10 protein-coding genes are annotated in these 19,460 nt (G+C 73.3%); 5 read left to right on the forward strand and 5 right to left on the reverse strand.

Features of this window, described 5'->3' with window-relative positions:
- Positions 1–49 precede the first annotated feature (49 nt).
- From R6Y94_RS00780 to R6Y94_RS00795, 4 genes are all read left to right on the forward strand, one after another.
- Complete coding sequence (locus R6Y94_RS00780) at positions 50–1,519, forward strand: PfkB family carbohydrate kinase (RefSeq protein ID WP_318393766.1); 1,470 nt, start codon at positions 50–52, stop codon at positions 1,517–1,519.
- Positions 1,516–2,208, forward strand: coding sequence for an SDR family oxidoreductase (locus tag R6Y94_RS00785; protein WP_318393767.1), 693 nt, complete (start codon positions 1,516–1,518; stop codon positions 2,206–2,208). Before R6Y94_RS00780 ends, R6Y94_RS00785 begins: the two co-directional genes overlap by 4 nt.
- A complete protein-coding gene (locus tag R6Y94_RS00790; protein ID WP_318393768.1) occupies positions 2,205–3,245 on the forward strand; it encodes a glycosyltransferase family 9 protein in 1,041 nt (346 codons plus the stop codon). The genes R6Y94_RS00785 and R6Y94_RS00790 overlap by 4 nt, the downstream gene beginning before the upstream one ends.
- A 215-nt stretch (positions 3,246–3,460) precedes the next feature.
- The gene (locus tag R6Y94_RS00795; RefSeq protein ID WP_412102664.1) at positions 3,461–5,356 is read left to right on the forward strand and encodes an AMP-dependent synthetase/ligase; all 1,896 of its coding nucleotides are present in this window, start codon (positions 3,461–3,463) and stop codon (positions 5,354–5,356) included.
- 142 nt (positions 5,357–5,498) lie between these two features.
- Here the strand turns inward: R6Y94_RS00795 and R6Y94_RS00800 are convergent, their stop codons facing one another.
- Both R6Y94_RS00800 and R6Y94_RS00805 read right to left on the reverse strand, forming a co-directional pair.
- Positions 5,499–8,153, reverse strand: coding sequence for a wax ester/triacylglycerol synthase domain-containing protein (locus tag R6Y94_RS00800; protein ID WP_318393770.1), 2,655 nt, complete (start codon positions 8,151–8,153; stop codon positions 5,499–5,501).
- Between the two features lie 104 nt (positions 8,154–8,257).
- On the reverse strand, positions 8,258–9,925 hold the full coding sequence (locus R6Y94_RS00805; RefSeq protein ID WP_318393771.1) for a hypothetical protein: 1,668 nt from the start codon (positions 9,923–9,925) through the stop codon (positions 8,258–8,260).
- 222 nt (positions 9,926–10,147) lie between these two features.
- On the opposite strand from R6Y94_RS00805, the gene R6Y94_RS00810 reads away from it, so the two are divergent.
- Positions 10,148–11,140, forward strand: coding sequence for a DMT family transporter (locus tag R6Y94_RS00810; protein WP_318393772.1), 993 nt, complete (start codon positions 10,148–10,150; stop codon positions 11,138–11,140).
- 258 nt (positions 11,141–11,398) lie between these two features.
- Here R6Y94_RS00810 and R6Y94_RS00815 read toward each other — a convergent pair whose 3' ends face one another.
- From R6Y94_RS00815 to R6Y94_RS00825, 3 genes are all read right to left on the reverse strand, one after another.
- On the reverse strand, positions 11,399–16,903 hold the full coding sequence (locus R6Y94_RS00815) for a carboxyl transferase domain-containing protein (RefSeq protein WP_318393773.1): 5,505 nt from the start codon (positions 16,901–16,903) through the stop codon (positions 11,399–11,401).
- A gap of 384 nt (positions 16,904–17,287) precedes the next feature.
- Entirely contained in the window at positions 17,288–18,055 is a 768-nt protein-coding gene (locus R6Y94_RS00820) for a TIGR03943 family putative permease subunit (protein ID WP_318393774.1), read from the reverse strand.
- A 25-nt stretch (positions 18,056–18,080) separates the two neighbouring features.
- Positions 18,081–19,034 carry a permease gene (locus R6Y94_RS00825; RefSeq protein ID WP_318393966.1) on the reverse strand — a complete coding sequence of 318 codons (954 nt, stop codon included), beginning with the start codon at positions 19,032–19,034 and terminating at the stop codon, positions 18,081–18,083.
- Between the last annotated feature and the right edge of the window lie 426 nt (positions 19,035–19,460).

Below are 19,460 nucleotides of genomic sequence, written 5' to 3' on the forward strand. Positions count from 1 at the left end.
ATCAGCCAGCTCAGCGCGAGTGTGTTCCATGGCGAACCGGAGTGCCGGCATGAGTGAGCTGCTTGTCGTGGTCGGGGACACCCTGCTGGACCGGGACGTCGACGGCCGGGTCGACCGGCTCTGCCCGGACGCCCCGGTGCCGGTCCTGGACCAGCAGTTCGCCACCTACCGGCCGGGTGGGGCCGGACTCGCCGCCCTGCTCGCCGCCGCCGACGGGCGGGAGGTCGCGCTGATCACCGCGCTGGCCGACGACCCGGCCGCGGCTCGGCTGACCGGACTGCTCACGGCCGCCGGCGTGCGGCTCTACCCGCTGCCGCTGCCCGGCGCCACTCCGGAGAAGATCCGGCTGCGGGCCGGCGGCCGGACCCTGCTCCGGCTGGACCGGGGCGGTGCCGCCCAACCGCCCGGCGAACCACCGGCCGCCGCGCTGGAGGTGCTGGCCGGGGCGGGCGCCATCCTGGTCAGCGACTACGGACGCGGCGTGGCCGGACTGTCGGCGATGCGCCAGGCGCTCGCCGGGACCACCGCACCGGTGGTCTGGGACCCGCATCCGCGCGGCCCGGCGGCTGTTCCGGGTAGCCGTCTCGTGACGCCGAACGAGGGGGAGCTGTTCCGGCTCACCGGTGACGCGGCCACCGGGCCACGGCTGTCCGGGCTGGCCCGGGCGGCCCGGATGCTGCGGGACCGGTGGCGTGCCGCCGCGGTCGCGGTCACGATGGGTGCGGACGGCAGCCTGCTCTGCCACAACGGCGGGGCTCCGCTGGTCGTACCGGCGCCGGTGAGCGCGGTCGGCGACACCTGCGGCGCCGGTGACCGGTTCGCCGTCGCCGCCGTCACCGCGCTGGCCGACGGGGCGCTCCTGTCGGAAGCGGTGCAGGAGGCGGTCCGGGTCGCCTCGACCTACGTGGCGGAAGGCGGAGCAGCCACGCTCGCCGGCCCGGCCGCCGGAGGACGGCCGGACGCCGCCGCCACGGGTGCCGGCGATCGTCCAGCCGGCACACCCGGAGTCGACGTTGACGGGCGGGAGGCCGCCTCCGCCGTCCTGGCGCGGGTACGCGCGAACGGCGGGACGGTGGTCGCCACCGGCGGTTGTTTCGATCTTCTGCACGCCGGCCACCTGGCCACCCTGCAGGCCGCCCGACGGCTCGGCGACTGTCTCGTCGTCTGCCTCAACTCCGACCGCAGTGTCGCCGAGCTGAAGGGGCCCGGGCGGCCGCTCACCCCGCAGGCCGACCGGGCCCGGCTGCTGGCCGCGCTGGACTGCGTCGACGCCGTCGTGGTCTTCCACGAGTCGACACCGCACGCGGTGCTCTGCTGGCTCCGTCCCGACATCTGGGTCAAGGGCGGCGACTACGCCCGTGGCGCCGACCCCGACCACCCCGACCTGCCCGAAGCCGAGCAGGTACGCCGCTGGGGCGGACAGACCGTGCTCGTTCCCTACCTCGACGGGCGTTCCACCTCCGGCACCATCGCCGCCGCCCGGGCCGGCGGCCGTCAACTCACGGAAGGACGACGATGAACAACCTGACCGGCAAGGCGATCCTGGTCACCGGCGGCGCCAGCGGGCTCGGTGCCGCCGTGGTGACCGCCGTGCAGAAGGCGGGCGGGCGGCCGTACGTGCTGGACCGGCAGGCACCGGCCGACGAGGTGCCCTGGATCGAGTGCGACCTCGCTGACACCCGCGCCGCCGAGCGGGCCACCCGGCAACTCGTCGAGCAGGCCGGCGGGCTCGACGGCGTGGTCACCGCGGCCGGCACCGACACGCCCGGGCGGCTGGCCGACGTACCCGCCGAGATCTGGGAACGGGTCGTCACGGTCGACCTGTTCGCCACCGCCGCGGTCGTCCGTGCCGCGCTGCCCGCGCTGGAACGCTCGCACGGCACGGTCGTCACCGTCGCCTCCACCCTCGGCGTCAAGGCGGTCAGCGACGCCACCGCCTACTGCGCCGCGAAGTTCGGCGTCGTCGGCTTCACCCGCGCCCTTGCCGCAGAACTGGCCGGCGCGGTCGGCGTCACCCTGCTCATCCCGGGCGGCATGCGCACCGCGTTCTTCGACGGTCGCGACGAGCAGTACCGCCCCGGCGCGGACGCGGTACTCAACGATCCCGGCCATGTCGCCGACGCGGTACTCTTCGCGCTCTCCCAACCGCCGGGCTGCGCCGTACGGGAGCTGGTGGTCTGCGCCGACCGGGAGAGCTCGTACCCGTGATCCTCGCGCTGCGCGCCCTCGGCATCGGCGACCTCGCGACCGCCGTACCGGCCCTGCGCGCGCTGCGGGCCGCCTTCGGCGGAGACCGGTTGGCGCTCGCCGCACCGCGCTGGCTCGCGCCCCTGGTCGACCTGGTCGGCGGCATCGACGAGCAGATCGACGTCGACGGGCCGGGGCCGTACCGGTGGCCGCCGCTGGCGCCGGGATGGGCGGTGAACCTGCACGGGCGCGGCCCGCAGTCGCACCGGTTGCTGCGCACCGCCCAGCCGCGGCACCTGATCGCGTACGCCTGCGCCGAGGCCGGACACCACGTCGGCCCGGTGTGGCGACCGGACGAGCACGAGGTGCACCGCTGGTGCCGCCTGCTCGACTGGTACGGCATCGCCACCGATCCGGATGACCTGGCGCTGCACCGGCCGCCGCCGGACAACCTCCCGGTCGGGATCAGCATCGTGCATCCCGGTGCCAAGGCCGCCGAGCGGCGCTGGCCGGTCGACCGGTTCGCCGCCGTGGCTCGGGAGCTGACGCGGCGGGGACACCGGGTCGCGGTCACCGGCACACCCGGCGAGCGTGGCCTCGCCGAGGAGGTCGCCGCCCGGGCCGGGCTGCCCGGTTCGGCCGTCCTGGCCGGGCGCACCGACGTCGGTGCGCTGGCGGCGCTGGTCGCGCACGGCCGGCTGCTGGTCGCCGGTGACACCGGCATCGGCCACCTCGCCACCGGCTACGGCACCCCGTCGGTCCTGCTCTTCGGCCCGGTGCCGCCGGCGCTGTGGGGACCGCCGGTCGACCGGCCCTGGCACCGTGCCCTCTGGGCCGGCCCGGCGGTGCGGTGGCGGCACCCGCCCGCCGTTCCCGCCGCCCGGCAGCCGGATCCCGGCGCGTCGGGGCGGCCGGAACCGGAACCTGCGCACCAGCGGGGGAGACGACCGGCGGAGGCCGGGCCGCATCCGGCGCTGGCGGCACTTGGCGTGGCGGAGGTCCTGGCGGCCGTCGAGGAGGTCGAGCGGGCGGGACGTGGGGCGGTCACCGCGGGCTGACGGGGCCGGGCCGGCCGGCTCGCCGGCGGCGGACCGTGGGCGGGGGCCATCGGTGGCGGACTCGGTGGCTACCGGGCGAGCGGTCCGCATCCGTCGCGATCCGGCGGCCGGTCCGGCGGAGTGGGCGCCATCGGCGCGGGCCGATGCGGTCGGATGGCCTGCGCTCCGGCCCGTTTTCGGAGTTCGCCGTCGTGCCGGGCCGTTGGTGCGACATCATGGCCGAAGCGGACCTTGGTTGCGGTGCGGGGCAGTGGTGGCGAGGGCGATTGCGAGGTGGCCGGGTGCGGGACGTTACGGCGGCGCCGCCGCTGACCGGTGTCGAACCGTCGGGCCTGGCCGAGGTCGTCTGGGACAACGCCCGGCAGGATCCGGAGGCCGTGCAGTTCGTGCGCCCGGATCCGGATCCTCGGTCGTGGCCGGCGCCGGGACCCGGCAGCGACGGGGCCGTGCGGGTGTCCTGCCGGCAGTTCCGCGATGACGTGCAGGGGCTCGCCCGGGGGCTCGTCGCGGCTGGGGTGGGATCCGGCGATCGGGTCGCGTTGATGAGCCGTACCCGCTATGAGTGGACGCTGGTCGACTATGCGCTGTGGTCGATCGGGGCGGTCACGGTCCCGGTGTACGAGACCTCCAGTCCGGAACAGCTCGGATGGATGCTGTCCGACTCCGGCGCGGTCGGATGCGTCGTGGAGACCGCCGAGCACGCTGCGATGCTCGCCGACCTCCGCCCTGACCTGCCGGCGTTGCGGCAGGTGTGGCGGATCGACTCCGGTGACCTGATCGAGTTGGTCGCGCGTGGCCGCGCCGTCGACGACGCGCAGGTGGAAGCGCGTCGTCGGGCGGTCACGCCCGCAGATGTGGCCACGATCGTCTATACCAGCGGTACGACCGGACGGCCCAAGGGATGTGTGTTGACGCACCGCAACATCTCCTGCGACGTGGCCGTCGCGACCGCGGTGCTGTCGCAGTTGCTGCATCCTGGCGCGACGACGGTGCTGTTCCTGCCGCTCGCCCACGCGTTCCCCCGGCTGATCCAGGTCGGCATGGTGCGTACCCGGGCCACGTTGGTACACGGCGCCGGCACCGCCGGAGTGCTCGATCAACTGCGCCGGTACCGTCCGACGTTCATTCTCGCGGTGCCCCGGGTGTTCGAGAAGATGTACGCCCGGGCCCGGCAGACGGCCGACGACGCCCACCGCGGATGGTTGTTCACCGCGGCAGACACCGTCGCCGTCCGCCACAGCCGCGCGGTGCAGACCCGGCGCGGCCCGGGGCCGCTGCTCCGGCTGGCACGCCTGGTGTTCGACGCCCTGGTGTACCGCAGGCTACGCGCCACCCTCGGCGGGCGTTGCCGGATGGCGATCGTCGGCGGCGCCCCGCTCGGTGCGCGGTTGGGTCACTTCTTCCGGGGCGCCGGCGTGACGGTGCTGGAGGGGTACGGGTTGACCGAGACGTCGCCCGCGCTGACGGTGAACCTACCGTCGGCGACCCGGATCGGCACTGTGGGGCGCCCGCTCCCCGGCGTGGAGATCCGCATCGCCGACGACGGTGAGGTGCTCGCCCGCGGCGAGGTGGTGTTCGCCGGCTACTGGAACAACCCCGACGCGACCCGCGACACCTTCAGCGACGGCTGGCTGCGTACCGGTGACCTGGGCAGGATCGATGATGATCACTACCTGAGCATCACCGGACGCAAGAAGGAAATCCTCGTCACCGCCGCCGGGAAGAACCTCGCCCCGGAGCCCGTCGAAGAGCAGATCCGGCAGCACCCTCTCGTCAGCCAGTGCATGCTCGTCGGCGACGATCGTCCCTACGTCGCCGCACTCGTCACCATCGACCCCCAAGCGTGGCCGCGTTGGCGCGCCACACACGGCCGACCCGACAGATCCGTCGCCGACATGCGTGACGACCCGAAGCTCCGGCGGGAGATCCAGACTGCGGTCGACCGGGCCAACGAGACGGTTTCGAGGGCGGAACAGGTGAAGACGTTCCGCATCCTGCCCCGGGAGTTCACCGAAGCCGACGGCGAACTCACCCCCACCCTGAAGATCAAACGCGACGTGGTGGAGGACCGCTACGCGGCAGATGTCGAGGCGCTGTACCGGGGTCACTGACTGACCCCGTCCGGGCAGCCCGGCAGCTGTTACCGCGCGACCTCGGCGAGCGTGCACGGCCCTGCGGCACCGGCCCGGACGGGTCCGCCGTCCCGTCGACCTCGACCGGATGCACGCGACGAGCAGACAGGCGCGCCGGACTTCAACCCCTGCCGCCGGGCGCCGGGTCGTCGTGGTTGCGCACCATCTCGGCGAAGGCGGCGTGCAGCGCGGCCACGAACTCGCTCGCGGTGTGGGCCAGCGTCTCGTCGAGCAGGATGCCCACGTTCGTCGTGTCGCCCCAGCGCAGCACGCCGACCCCGATCGGCACGCCGTCGGCCAGTGCGACGACCGGGGTGACGGCGCGTACGGGCGCGCCGGCCAGCCGCTGTGGACGCGGCGAGCGCTCGCTCAGGTAGGAGACGATGACGTTGAGGAAGCGGCGGCTGTAGACCCGGCGGGCCAGGGCGCCGTGGACCGGTGCCGGCAGTGCACCCATGGCCCGCATGACGAGCGTGGCGGCGATCGGCTGTCCGCTCGCCACACTGCTCCGCAACCGATCGCTGACCTCGGCCAGACGCCGCAGGGGTGGCAGCGGCCCGACCGGCAGGTCGAGGGCGATCGCCCCGGTCCAGTTTCCGTGGGTCCGCGAGCGGCTCCGCGGATCCATGGAGACCGCGAACATGGCTCGCAGGCCGGTCGGGGCCGCCGTCGGATGGTAGGTGCTCCCGAGCGCGTCGGCCAGCAGCGCGCACACCAGCTCGCTGACGTGCGCGCCGTTCGCCCGCGCCGTTCGACGCAGTTCCTCGCTGGGCAGGGTGGTCGCGACGAAGACCCGACCCGGGCTGCGGAACGGACGGTTGACGGGCGTACGGGGAGCCCGCCCGGCCACGGCCAGGCGAGCCAGTCCGCGCATCGCGCCGAGAGTATGCCGGGTGCCTGTGCTGGCCGCACCGAGCAGTGCCGACCCGGGGCGCCGGATCCGGGGTCGGCGCGCCGGCCCGGGGGGTTCGCCGTGGACGTCCGCCCCGGGGGCCGGATCGAACAGGCGCTGCACCGTGCCGATCACGGACAGGCCGTCACCGAGGCTGTGGTGCAGCTTTACCGCGAGCCGGGTACGGCCGCCGGGCAGGCCGGTGACCAGCAGCATCTGCCACAACGGCCGGTGCATCGGGAGTGGCCGCGACCAGAAGAGGTCGATCGCCGAGTCGGCGGCGTTCCCCCCGGAGCCGGCCGGCAGCTGGTGCTCGGCCACGTGGTCCGCCGGATCGACGCAGGGGTCGACGACCCAGCCGGGCCGCCGCCACCGGCCGCGCTCCGACAGCCGGCGCCGCAAGGTGGTGATCGCGGGCAGCCTCCGGGCCAGCAGGTCGATGATCTCGTCGCGCTCGACGGGACGACCGTCCGGCAACGGGTCGAGTTCGATTACCGCGCCGATCTGTTGCGCGACCGTCGGGGACTGGACGTGCAGGAAGAAGGCGTCCTGGGCGCGAAGCGGCCAGCTTGGCAGCCGCCGGGGTCGGCGCCGCCGCGAGTCCGTGGTTCCGGGGCCGGCCCCGACGGCCGGTGAGGTCCGCACGGCCGGTACCGGGGTCGAGGAGGGTGCGGGCGGTGCCGGAGTCGACGGCGGCGGGGTCGAAGCAGCCAGGGCCAGTAGGCCGAACTCGGCCAGGCAACCCCCACCGTCGAGCCCTTGGTGCGGGCGCGGCGAGGACGCGCGTTGCGCCGCCAGCCGAACCCGCCGCAGCAGGTCGGGCAGGTCCTGGGAGGTCTCGGTCAGCCCGCAGGCCGTCATCAGCGCGGCATTCGCGGCACCGTGTGCGGCGATGGGACGATACATCAGCATCGGGGTACCGGTCGCCCACGCCTCCAGCGCGGTCGCGCCGCCGGCGTTGGTCACCAACAGGTCGGCGGCGCGCAACAGGGCAGGCATGTCGTCGACCCAGCCGAGCACCATGAGCCGGTCGGCCGGTGCCCCCAGCCGGCTGAGCCGGTCGACGAGCTGCCGGTTGTGCCCGCACACCACGACCACCTGCACCGGGCCGGCGAGCGTGGCCAGGCCCCGGACCGCCTCCTCCACCGCTCCGAAGCCGAAGGAGCCGCAGGCGACCACGACGACGTACCGGGAGGCGTCCAGCCCGAACCGGTGCCGAGCGGCGGCCTGGTCACCCGGGCCGAAGCGTTTCAGTACCGGCGGTGGGCAGACGGCGATCGGTGCCCCGGGTGCGGCGGCGTCCGCAAGCGGTACCGCCTGCGGGTGGACCACCAGGTTCAGGTCGAGCTGCGGATAGACCCAGAACGGGTGCGGGGCGAAATCCGACACCCAGGCCCCGATCGGTACGCCGAGCCCGCGGTGGCGACGCAGCCAGGCCAGACCAGCACTGCCCAGCGGGTACGTGGAGATGACGAGGTCGGGGTCGAAGGCCTCGATCCGGGGGCCGAGCCGACGCCCCGCCCAGGCCCCGGTGAACGCCTTCGACGCCCGAGCCAGCCAGGGATACCGCCACAGCGAGCGGAAGAAGAACTCGTACAGCCAGGGGGTCAGCTCCACGTTGGTGACGTAGACGCGGCGGAAGGCCGCCCCCACGCCGGGTCCCATCACGTCGAGGGTGTCCAGCCACCGCACCGTGCTGCCCGGCCACAACTCCAGAATCCGCTCCTGTAGCGCCCGGCCGGTCGCGTCGTGGCCACCGCCGATGTCGGCCGAGACCACCAGTACCCGACGCGGGGTCATTCCCGGGACGGGCGGGGTCGGTGGCGGGTCCGGCAGCCGACGGCTGACCACGCCACGGAGTGCGCTGCCACCTCCATCAGTCATGCCGTCTCCTCGTTGAGCGGCCCCGGGCCGACCGCCCCCGATCCGGGTCAGCGGTGCGGATCGCCCTGGGCGCGGCGGGACTTCCGTCGTCCATGCTCAGATTGTCACGACGGGGACGGACGGGTCTGCCAGACCGGGTTGAGCGAGAAAGCCAGGCTCGGCGCCTGCCAGGCGGCACCGGCGGCGCGCAGCGCCCGGTACCCGCCGTCCCCGCCCGGATCGGGTGAGCGGCCGTCGAGAAACGCGATCAGGAGCCGCTGCGTCCTCGCCCTGCCGTAGTCCATGGCGTGCCGCTCGGGAACGACGACGACCGGGATCCGCGGGTCGGGGCCTGGCGGATTCGTGAGGGCGTCGACCAGGGGCAGGAAGGCGATCATCCGTACGTCGGCCACCGGCTGGAGCATCCGGTCCCGGTACCGCGGCGCCTCGTCCAGCAGTGACCGGGCGAAGGGGTTGTCGCTGCCGAGGTCCGAGCCGCCGGTCGTGGCGACCACCCCGAAGATGATCCGTAACTGCCAGCCGGTCGCGATGCCCCACCCGGCCCGTGCCCGCGCCGGCGGATAGTAGACGCGGGCGGGTTGCGGAAGTGGGCTCAGCAGGGCGACAGCGTCGACGTCGGGATGCGGGCCGTCGTCCAGGTAGGCGCGCACCACCAGGGTCCCCTCGCTGTGCGCGAGCAGCGCCACCGGGCGGTCGGTCCGCCGACGTACCTCGATCACCTGGGCGGCGAGGAGTTCCGCGCTGCGGGTGAGCGGCTGGTGCGTGTCGGCGGGGGAGTAGGGCAACGGCTGGCCCTGCCGGTCGAGCCCGGCATAGGAGAACCTGCGTACCGGCAGCGTTGCCCGGCCCGCCGGGTCGGGGAGGTGTCCGGTCGAGCCGTCGTAGCGGGAGTCGTACCCGCCGACGTAGAGCAGCGCCTGCTCCGGGGCGACGTCACCGTCCCGCTGCACCAGCGCCGGTGGCGGTCGGGCCGCGGCACGGGAGCCCGACCGGGCCAGCAGCCCGCTGCCGGCGAGGGCGAGCAGTAGCACCACCACGACGACCGGTACCGTCGGCAGCCGTGGCAGGCGCGATCGGCCCAGCACCGCGCTTGCGACCAGTGCCTGCCACAGCGGCGCGTTGACCGCGCCGGCGGCGGCGGCCAACGGCACCGCCGCCCAACCGGGGCCGAGGCCGACGACCATGCCCCCGACGGTGAGCGCCCCGAACGTGACCGCCGCCCAGAGCACCGCCCCCGGCGGCGGCAGCCCACGCCACCACGCTCCCGTCATCGGCCCCCGTTGCAGCAGCAGGGCCAGGACGAGCAGCGCGAGCACCGCACCGATCGAGAACCACGACAGCGCGGTGGCGCCGGCGGCCACGGTGATCGACGTCCACGGCGCGAGCGCGAACGCGGTCGCCGCGGTGACGGCCAGACCGGTACCGGCCAGCCGGCGTACCGCTGGACGGGGTCGTTCCGGCGGCCACGCGACGATCACGATCGCGACCGTGAGCAGCGTCCGGACCACGATCGCGGCGAGCAGCGCGACGGTGAAGGAGAGCCACGAGTCGTGGTACACGAAAACCCAGCGCAGATCGTGGAAGACGCCGAACGGGTTGGCCGCGGCGGCCTGTGGGGCCATCCCGAGCGCGGACCGGTTCGCGGTCCAGCTCAGGACCGCCGCCTCGACCGCGGCGGGGCCAGCGGTCAGGGCGAGCAGGAGCGGCACCCGACTCCGCAGCCCGCGCCGCCCGACCGTGCTCGCCTCGTCCACCCGCTCACGTCCGTCCACCCCACGCCTCCGCCCGGCGAGCCGGCTACCCGCGGCCGGGACGGGTAAACCCGGCGCCGGTCGTGCCGGTCGTGTGAAGGTTTGCCGGCGCTGCGACAGGGAACGCCCCGGGTCGGCCAGCCCGGCGCCGGCGGCCCAGTCGCAGCGGCGTCGTCGGCCGGCCCGGACCATGGCGCGGACACCCGGCCGAGGAGACGCGATGATGCCCGGACCTACCCGTCGGTGAACCAGGGCGCGCAGCTGGCGCTCGGTACGACGCTCGCGGTGGCCGCCGCCGCCGCGTTCGGCACCTCCTCGGTCCTCCAGTACCGGGCGAACCAGGGCATACCACAGGAGCGGGTGGCCCGACCGAAGCTGCTGTGGCGGCTGCTGCACCGGCGCAACTGGCGGTGGTCCGTGCTGCTGGCAGCGGCGGCCTTCGGCCTACAGGCGGCAGCGCTCACCCTCGTTCCGTTGATACTGGTGCAATCGGTCCTGGTGACCGGCCTGCTGTGGTATGTCCTCCTGCTCGCCGCACTGGAACGCCACCGCCCGGACGGACCCATCCTGCTGGAGTCGCTCCTCTGCCTCGTCGGCCTCTCCGCCTTCCTGCTGATCGCCGCTCCTGCCGCGAACCGCGGCCGCGGCCTGGACTCGATCCAGGACGGGGCGTGGCTGGCAGCCGGCCTCGTCGGCGCCGTCGCCGGCTGCCTGCTGCTCGCGGCCCGACTGGGCGGTCGATGGCGGCCACTTCCCCTGGCGGCCGCCGCCGGCACCTGCTACGGCGTCACGGCCGGTCTGATCAGCAGCCTCGCGCACACCTTCGACGACGGACCCGTCGCCGTGCTGGGGCACTGGCAGACGTACGGCATCGTGGTGCTCGGCCCGATCGGGGTGCTGCTGAGCCAGAACGCGTACCAGGCGGGCCCCCTCGGCGCGCCGGCACTGGCGACGTTCACCGTCACGGATCCCCTGGTCTCCATGGCGGTCGGGCTGCTCTGGCTGGACGAGCGGATCCGGACCGGCACCTGGAGCCTGGTCGGCGAACTCGCCGCGCTCGGCGGACTCGTCGTAGGCGTCTTCCTGCTCGCCCGACGTGCCCCGCGGGCGAATGATCGCGCCGCGGCCGCGCGTGGGTCGCCGAAGGCCGTGGACGCCGGTCCGGGGGAGAGTCCGGGCGCACCGGGCGGGGACGTCACCGGTGCCGGTGACCGGGAACGGCGGACCGGCGAGTAGTCCCCGGCGGCCGACGGTCCCAGGCGGTGGCTGTGGCGACATCGACCGGGTAGCGGACGCCAGCAGGCCCAGTTGGGCGTGGCTGATCCCCGGGTCGGCTTCGAGTCGCGCGGCGGCGCGCCGAGCGGTGCCGGTGTCGGCGCTCTGCGCTGTTGAGCCCGAGTTCCGCGCCGAGCAGCCGGACGACACGCAGGTGTCCCCGGCCGCCCAGTATCCGATGGTTTCGGTACGCCTCCGCGTCGGAGCCGCCGTCGCCGGTTACCCGGCTACCGCCGCGCTCGCCGCGCCGTTCCGGTCGCCCTCGACCGGTTGACGCAGACGCGACTCGATGACCTCGATGACGCGGGGACGGAGGTCGGCCGCCCGGATGACGGCGTCGACGGAGCCGACCTCGACCGCGCGCTGGATGTTGTGCACGCGGTCGAACTCCGCCGCCACCTCGCCGAGCTTCTCCGTCCGGACCGACGTGCGGAGTTCGTCGAGTTCCGCGGTCAACGCGGCACGGTCGGCACCGGAGGCGGACGCGACCCGGGTCTCCAGGTCCCGTACCCGTGGGTCGGCGGCGGTGCGGGCGTCGACGTCGCCGGCGAACACCACGGCGGCGGCCGGAGCGCCGCCGAGCACCGAGGCGAACGAGCCTTCCAGGGCCAGCACGGTCATCTCGGGGTTCAGCGCCTTCGAGAAGACCACGAAGGCGCCGCCGTGGTATCGCGAGATCACGCAGAACACGATCGGTCCGCGGAAGTTGACGATCGCCCGACCGATCTCGGCGCCGTACTCCAGTTGCAGCTTCCGCATCGACTCGGGCGAGCCGTCGAAGCCGGAGAGGTTCGCCAGCACCACCAGCGGGCGGTTGCCGCTGGCCGCGTTGATCGCCCGCGCGGCCTTCTTCGAGGAGGCCGGGAACAGCGTGCCCGCGGTGTAGGTGTCCGGGCCGTCGGTGGGCGGGAAGCCGCGCCGCGGCACCGTCCGGGACTCGATGCCGAGCAGGCACACCGGGATGCCGCCGAGATGCACGTCCTGCACCACCGCGGTCTCCGCGTCGGCCATGCCCGCCCAGCGTTCCAGCACGGGGTGGTCCTGGTCGGCCAGCGCCCGCATCACGGTGCGGATGTCGAACGGCTTCTTGCGGTCCGGGTTGGCCGCCGCGGAGAAGATCTCCCCGACCGTGCCGAAATCGCTGCCGGGTACGACATGCGGGAAGTCGGAGATGTCGCGGTCGGTGGGGTCGGTGGTGGTCGCCCGGCGCGGCGCCGCCTCGCCCGGGGCGACGTACGTGTGCTCGTAGTGCGACATCAGCACGTCCCGGGCGGCGGTGAGGTTCGGTGCCCAGTACTGCGCCTGTCCGTTCGGGCCCATCACCCGGTCGTAGCCGCCGATGCCGAAGTTGTCCTCGGCGGAGACGCCGCCGGAGAAGTCGAGGGCCTGCTTGCCGGTGAGCACCATCGCCGAGTCCGGCGTCATCACCAGGATGCCCCTGGTGTGCATGAGCATCGTCGCCTCGGCGTTCCAGTACGGCTGCGCACCGACGTTGATGCCGGTGACGACAATGTTGATCTCACCGCCCTGCTGGGTGAACTCGACGATCCGCTTGAGCGCGGCCGCCACCCAGTCCATGTTCTCGGTGCCCGACGTCATGGAGATCCGGGCGCCGGAGGAGAGCGTGTACCACTCCAGCGGCACCCGCATCCGCTCGGCCAGGTCCAGCGCGGCGATCACGCGACGGCACTCCGGCTCCGACAGCGCACCCAGCGACTTGGTGGGGTCGCCGAGCAGCACGACCCGGGTGACGCCCTGCGGGTGCCGTGCGGTCGGTGTGCTGACCAGGCCGGCGACGATCGCCGCGGCGTTGCGCCCCTTCGGCCGGTCGACCGGCACCAGCGTGTGGTCGCCGTCGAGGTCGTACTCGACGAAGTCGCCGAGCAGGCCGGTCAGCTCGTACGGGTACACCGTGTTGCGGCTGCTCGCCCGCAGCACCTTCAGCCGGTAGTCGTCGAGCGGTTCGACCGGCTCGACCGGCGGCTCCCCGACGGTCAGCTCGGCACCGCCCGTGACGTCGAAGGAGATCCGTACGGCGATCTTGGCCAGCTCGCCGGTCCGGCGGTCGCGCTGCCGCGCGATGAACAGGATTTCCTCAAGCCCGGCGCCCGCGGTCGTCGGGCGTACCCGCCCGGCGATCATCTCCATCTCCTCGCGGGTCAGGCCGCTCGGCGGCCAGACGTAGATCACGATCCGGTTGGTGTTGAAGCGGGTCTTCGACGGCCGCCGCGACTGTGCGCGGCGGATCGAGTCGAGGCAGGCCGCCACGGTGTCCTCGGTTGTCGGCAGCGCGACCAGCCGGCCGTCGTGCTCGCGCAGCTCGGTCAGGTCGCGCACCTGCGCGAACGCGACGAGGCGCTGGTCGGACGGGTTCTCCCGGGCCACACACTGGAAGAGGTAGACCTCCTCGTCCGACGACGGCAGTCGGGTCAGGTCGAACTTGTGCAGCCGCTCCAACTGCATCCGCTGCGCGATGTACGGGTGCAGGCCGCGGATCAGCCGCTCCTCGGTCATCCCGCTGCTCGACGGCCGGAACGTGAAGTGGTGGTGCATCACCGCCCCGCGCCGTCCCGCCACGGTGGTGGTGAGCCGGCGAACCTGCGGCGGCAGCGGGTGCGCGCCGATGACCTTGAGCAGCTCGGCGACCATCGCGTCGAAGTCCTCCGGCTGGTTCTCCCAGCCGAGGTAGAGGTCGGCGTCGACGGCGTCCCCGCCGGCCGCCAGTTCGGCGAGCCCGCGCAGGGCGCCCCCCAGCGCGTCGAAGCGCACCGCGGTGGAGACCAGGCGCGAACCCGCGCGCTCGGCGACCACGAACGTGCAGCCCGTGACCTCGCGGGTGTTGACGCCGGTGAGCCCCTTGTTGCCGTAGTACCGCCGGGTCAGCACTTCCAGCATGACCGCATGATCGAGATGATCGCGGTGCAGCCGCCGGCCGAGCAGCCGGACCAGTGGCTCGGTGCTGCGTACCATCTCCGCGATCCGCTCGGCGCGGTCCGGCGAGTCCGGCTGCGCGTCCAGGTGCCGCAGGTGGGTGCGGACCCGGTCGTAGACCAGGGCGCGGTTGCGCCGCAGCAGCGGCTGGGCGAACCAGGCGAACACCACGCCACGGGCGAGGTCGGCGACCACCGGGAAGCGGACCTGCGTCGCGGCCACCAGCCGCTCGAGCGCGAGACCGGCTGGTTCGCGCAGGGTCTCGTTCGGCGGCGGCTCCCGCAGCCACGTACGCAGCAGCGTCGCGATCACGGTCGCGTCGGCGGACGCGCGCTGCTGGGCGAGGAAGATCCGGAACACGGCGGCTTCAAGCGCGGGGGAGCGCTCCAGTTCGCTGACACCGTAGTGTTCGAGCGCCCGGGCGAGCTTGGCCTGGAAGGCAGCCGGCAGTCCGGCCCGCTCGACGTCGAGGCTTCGCAGATAGGCGTGGAAGTACTCGCGGGCGCTGTGCACGTGGGCCTCGCCGCCGTCCTCGCCCGAGGGTCGGTTGCGGCTCAGTTCGGCGAGGTTGGCGAACACGTCGATGAGGTCGAGTTCCTCGACCAGCGGCCGGTGGCCCTCCTCGATGGCCGCCCGCCGGGTGGCGAGGTAGTCGTCGAGTACCCGGCGGTCGTCGTGCGGGTCGACGTCGAAGCCGAGCAGCAGGCCGCGCAGGTCCTCCTGGCCGCGCCGGGCGCGCTGACGCGCCGGGATCCGCTCGGGCGCGGCCGGCAGGTCCAGCTCGACGGTGGCGGCGGCCGGCGAGTCGTCGGCCCCGTCACCGAGTGGCTCCAGCCGCAGCAGCGGTGCGCCGGCCTGTACCTGGCTGCCCACGGAGACGGCGCACTCCTTCAGCCGCGCCTTGAACGGTGATCGCAACACCGTCTCCATCTTCATCGCTTCCAGCACCAGCACCGGTGCGCCCGCCTCGACCTCGGCGCCGACCGGCAGCGGCGTGGCGACGACCAGCGCGGGCATCGGGGAGCGGACGACGCCGCCCTCGTCCCGGCTGACCCGGTGCGTCACGCCGTCCACCTCGACCAGGTGGATCGGCCCGTGCGTCCCGGTGAGCAGGCGGTACCGGTTGCCGTTGACGACGATCTGTCCGCTGTGCCGGTCGAACCGGTCGAGTTCCACGTCGGCGGTGCGCACGCCGCCGCCCGACTCGATGCCGACCCGGAACCGGTGTGGGCCGATCCGCGCCACGCGTATGCGGTAGCCGACGCCGCGCAGCTTGAGGTCCAACGGTCGACCGCTGGCGTGCTGCACCTGCGGGCGCCCGCCGGACGCGGTCTCCAGCAGTCGCCGCCGCTCGGCGCGTTCCTCCTCCTCGTACGTCTCGATGGCGGCCGCCGCCAGCGCGATGGCGGAGTGTCGGTGCGCGACCAGCCTGCCCTCACCCCGGACCCGGTCGATCCAGCCGGTGTCCGCGCTCGCGTCGATCACCTCGGGCTGGTCGAGCAGGTCGAGTACGAAGCTCTTGTTCGTCGCGCCGCCCTCGATGACCACCGTCGTCTCCGCCATCGCCCGGCGCAGCCTGCCGAGCGCCTCGCCGCGATCACGGCCGTAGGCGATGATCTTAGCGATCATCGAGTCGAAGTCGGCCGGGATGGTGTCACCCTCGCTGACGCCGGTGTCCACCCGGATGCCCGGCCCGGCGGGCAGGTCCAGCCGCGCGATCCGGCCCGGCGAAGGCGCGAAGTCGCGATCCGGGTCCTCGGCGTTCAGCCGGGCCTCGATGGCGTGCCCGCGCTCCACCGGCGGCTCGCCCTCGAGCCGACCGCCCGAGGCAACGTGCAGTTGCCCCTTGACCAGGTCGAACCCGGTGGTCGCCTCGGTGATCGGATGCTCGACCTGGAGGCGGGTGTTGACCTCGAGGAACGCGAACAGGCGGTCACCAGGGTGATAGAGGAACTCGACGGTTGCCGCACCCCGGTAACCGACCGCTACGGCCAGCCGTTCGGCCGAGGCCTTCAGCTCGGCGGCCTGCGCCGGGCTGAGCACCGGCGACGCCGACTCCTCGACGACCTTCTGGTTGCGCCGCTGCACCGAACAGTCGCGGACACCGAGCGCCCAGGCGGTGCCCTGACCGTCGGCGATCACCTGGACCTCCACGTGCCGGGCACCGGTGACCAGGCGCTCCAGGAACACGACGCCACTGCCGAACGCCCGCGCCGCCTCCTGACGGGTCCGCTCGAAGGCGTCGGACAGCTCGGAATCGTTCGTGATTACCCGGATGCCGCGTCCGCCGCCGCCCGCGGTCGCCTTCAGCATCAGCGGGTAGCCGATCTTGGCCGCCGCTGCCAGAGCGGCGTCCAGGGTCTCGACCGCGCCGCGGCTCCACGGCGCGACCGGCACGCCGACCTCCTCAGCGATCAGCTTCGCACCGATCTTGTCGCCCAGCTGGCGCATGGCGTCCGCGTTCGGCCCGACGAAGGTGATCCCGAGCTTCTCGCACAACTCCGCGAACGCCGGGTCCTCGGCGACGAAGCCCCAACCGACCCACGCCGCGTCGGCCCCGGACCGCACGAGCGCCCGCTCCAGCGCCGCCTTGTCGAGGTACGGACGCGCGGACGCGGGACCGAGGTAGTGGCCGAGATCCGCTTCCCGCACGAACGTGGCGGTGCGGTCGACGTCGGTGTAGAGGGCGACGGTCTCGATCCGCGCCCCGGTCTCCGCAGCCAGCTCTCGGACCGCGTGGATGAGCCGCATCGCGGCCTCACCACGGTTGACGATGGCGATACGGCTGAACACCCGACCGACCCCTCTGGTAGACCCATCCGAACCCGCCGCGGGACGGCCGTCCCCGGCAGTGATCACCCTCCTGCCTGCGGACCGGCAGCGCCATGTCGTACGCACCGAACAGTACGCGGCCCGGTTTGTAGGAACCCGACAAAAGCTTTTGGCTGTCCTCGCCGCAGCCGAGACCGCGGTCGAGAGCACTGGTGCCGCCCAGCCGCAGATGTGATCATGCTCTCCCGACTCGATCCGGTGTGCAGGCCATTACCGGACACCCCCTCGCTCGGGACGGCGCCGTCCGTGGCCAGCCGGACTCTACGCTGGCGGACGGGACCGCTCGGCCCGCTCCGGTAGTCTGTCCAGACGGACGCTTCGACCTGGGCGTGGCCCGATGACGGACTACTCGTACGGTTGCTTCGGCGGGTCTATCCGCCGCCACGACTCGACCTCGACATAGGGAATGTCCACATCGCTCACCGGATCCTTGCCGAGTCGTGTGGTGTACCGGCCGACCACCTCCACCCAGCTGTCCGGTGGCAGCCAGGTCGGCGCGTCCCCGGACATGCCGAGCTTGATCGGCCGGCCGTCGGCGGCACAGCAGGAGAGGGTCATCCGGGCCAGGATCGCTTCCCCGTCCGGGCCGGGCGCGGTGAACCCGGTGAGCTGGATCCGCCGGTCACCGAGGGTGGTGCCCCCGTCGAGGATGGCTCGACCGGCATAGTCCAGCAGCGTGAGCGTCACCGGGTCGCCGTCCGGCAGCGGCGGGAACTGGTCGATCTCCTGGCCGGTCAACGCGGTGCCGGCCTGCCCGGCCGCGAAGGATCCCAGCGCCGGTGGGGAGATCAGCAGCAACCCGAGCGCGGGCAGGATGAGCAGCCAGCCCACCCACGGCTCGCGGTGGCCGTGCCCGCCGCCCGGTCCCGGCCCGCCGCCGGGCTGGTCGTGGCTGTCGTGACCGTGCCCGGCGTGCGCGTCGGCGTCGTCGCCTCCGCCCCTCAGGTCGTACCAGAGCGTGATCAGCGCGGCGGCCACCAGCAGGACCCCGGCGGCGATCAGGAACGGGCGCAGCCCCTCCTTGACGTACCGCAGGTAGACGTCGGTGACGCTGGCCTTGAGCACCGAGCCGCCGAGCAGCAGCAGCACAACCGCCTGCGCCTGCCGGTTCACCTCGGCACTCCACGTCGACTACCGGTCACAGGATCACCGCTCCCACTCCGACGCTCACCAACACCGCGACGACGAACGTCGCCGGGGCGAACCGGGCCGCGAACCGGCGGCCGAAGACGCCGGTCTGCATCGAGATCAGTTTGAGGTCGACCATCGGGCCGACGACCAGGAACGTCAACCGGGCCGAGAGCGAGAACTGCGACAGCGAGGCGGCCACGAAGGCGTCGGCCTCGGAACAGATCGAGAGCAGCACCGCCAGTACGGCGAGCGCGAGCACGGACAGCACCGGGTTGTCGGCCAGGCTCTGCAACCACCGCTCGGGCACCAGCACGTTGATGCAGGCCGCCGCCATCGCGCCGATCACCAGGAACCCGCCCGCGTGTACGACATCGTGCCGGATCGCCGCCCAGAACGCCCGGCCCTTCGACAGGTCGGCCAGCTCCGGGCGGTACGGCAGCCGGATCCAGTCGGCCCGACCCAGCCGCATCCAGAGCCAACCCATGATCATCGCGACGACCAGGCTGGCCACCGCCCGCCCGACCACCATCTCCGGATTGCCCGGAAAGGCGACCGCGGTGGCGGCCAGCACGATCGGGTTGATCGCCGGAGCGGCGAGCAGGAACGCCAGTGCGGCGGCCGGGGTGACCCCGCGCCGGATCAACGAGCCCGCGATCGGCACCGAACCGCACTCACAGCCGGGCAGGACCACCCCGGCAGCGCTCGCCACCGGTACGGCCAGCGCTGGATGGCGAGGTAACGCCCGGGCCCAGAACGACCGGGGCACGAAGACCGCGATCACCGCGGAGAGCACCACCCCGAAGACCAGGAACGGCACCGCCTGGACCATCACCGAGACGAAGACCGTGGTCCAGGTCTGCAACCGCGGAGTGGACAGCGCCGACGCCACCGGCCCGGAGAACACCACCAGCAGGATCAGCAGCAGGGCGAGTATCTCGATCGAACCCACCCGGTCGCCCAGCCGGCCTCTCCGAGGGCGGTCGGGTTCCTCCGTCCCGTCTGCCGATCCGGCACGCCGAGCGCCCACCTGATCCGGCACGGTCACGGCAACAACATCCCTTCGGCAGGTGGAAACCGGCCATCCGCCCTAACCGGCAGCACGGTGTCCGTCACGGTGCTCGGTGCCGGGTTGCCCGGGGCGGTCGAGGCCATTTGCCTTTTGGGTCCCGGTCGAGGCGGCCGGCCGTCGGCTTGGCTCGACCCGGTCCGGGCTGGGCCGATCGCTCGCCCCTGGCGGCCGCAACCGGGCGGTCCGGGCCGCGCGTCCGGTCGTACATGGCTGGCAGCGTACCGGTCCGGTACGCCGTGCGGTCCAGCTTGTCGGCCACGATCCACGACGGCGCCGGCCGAGGATCGACCTGGCGGCTGCACGGCTCGGACTCGCTCG

The sequence above is a fragment of the Plantactinospora sp. KLBMP9567 genome, assembly GCF_033446045.1.
Classification (GTDB): domain Bacteria; phylum Actinomycetota; class Actinomycetes; order Mycobacteriales; family Micromonosporaceae; genus Plantactinospora.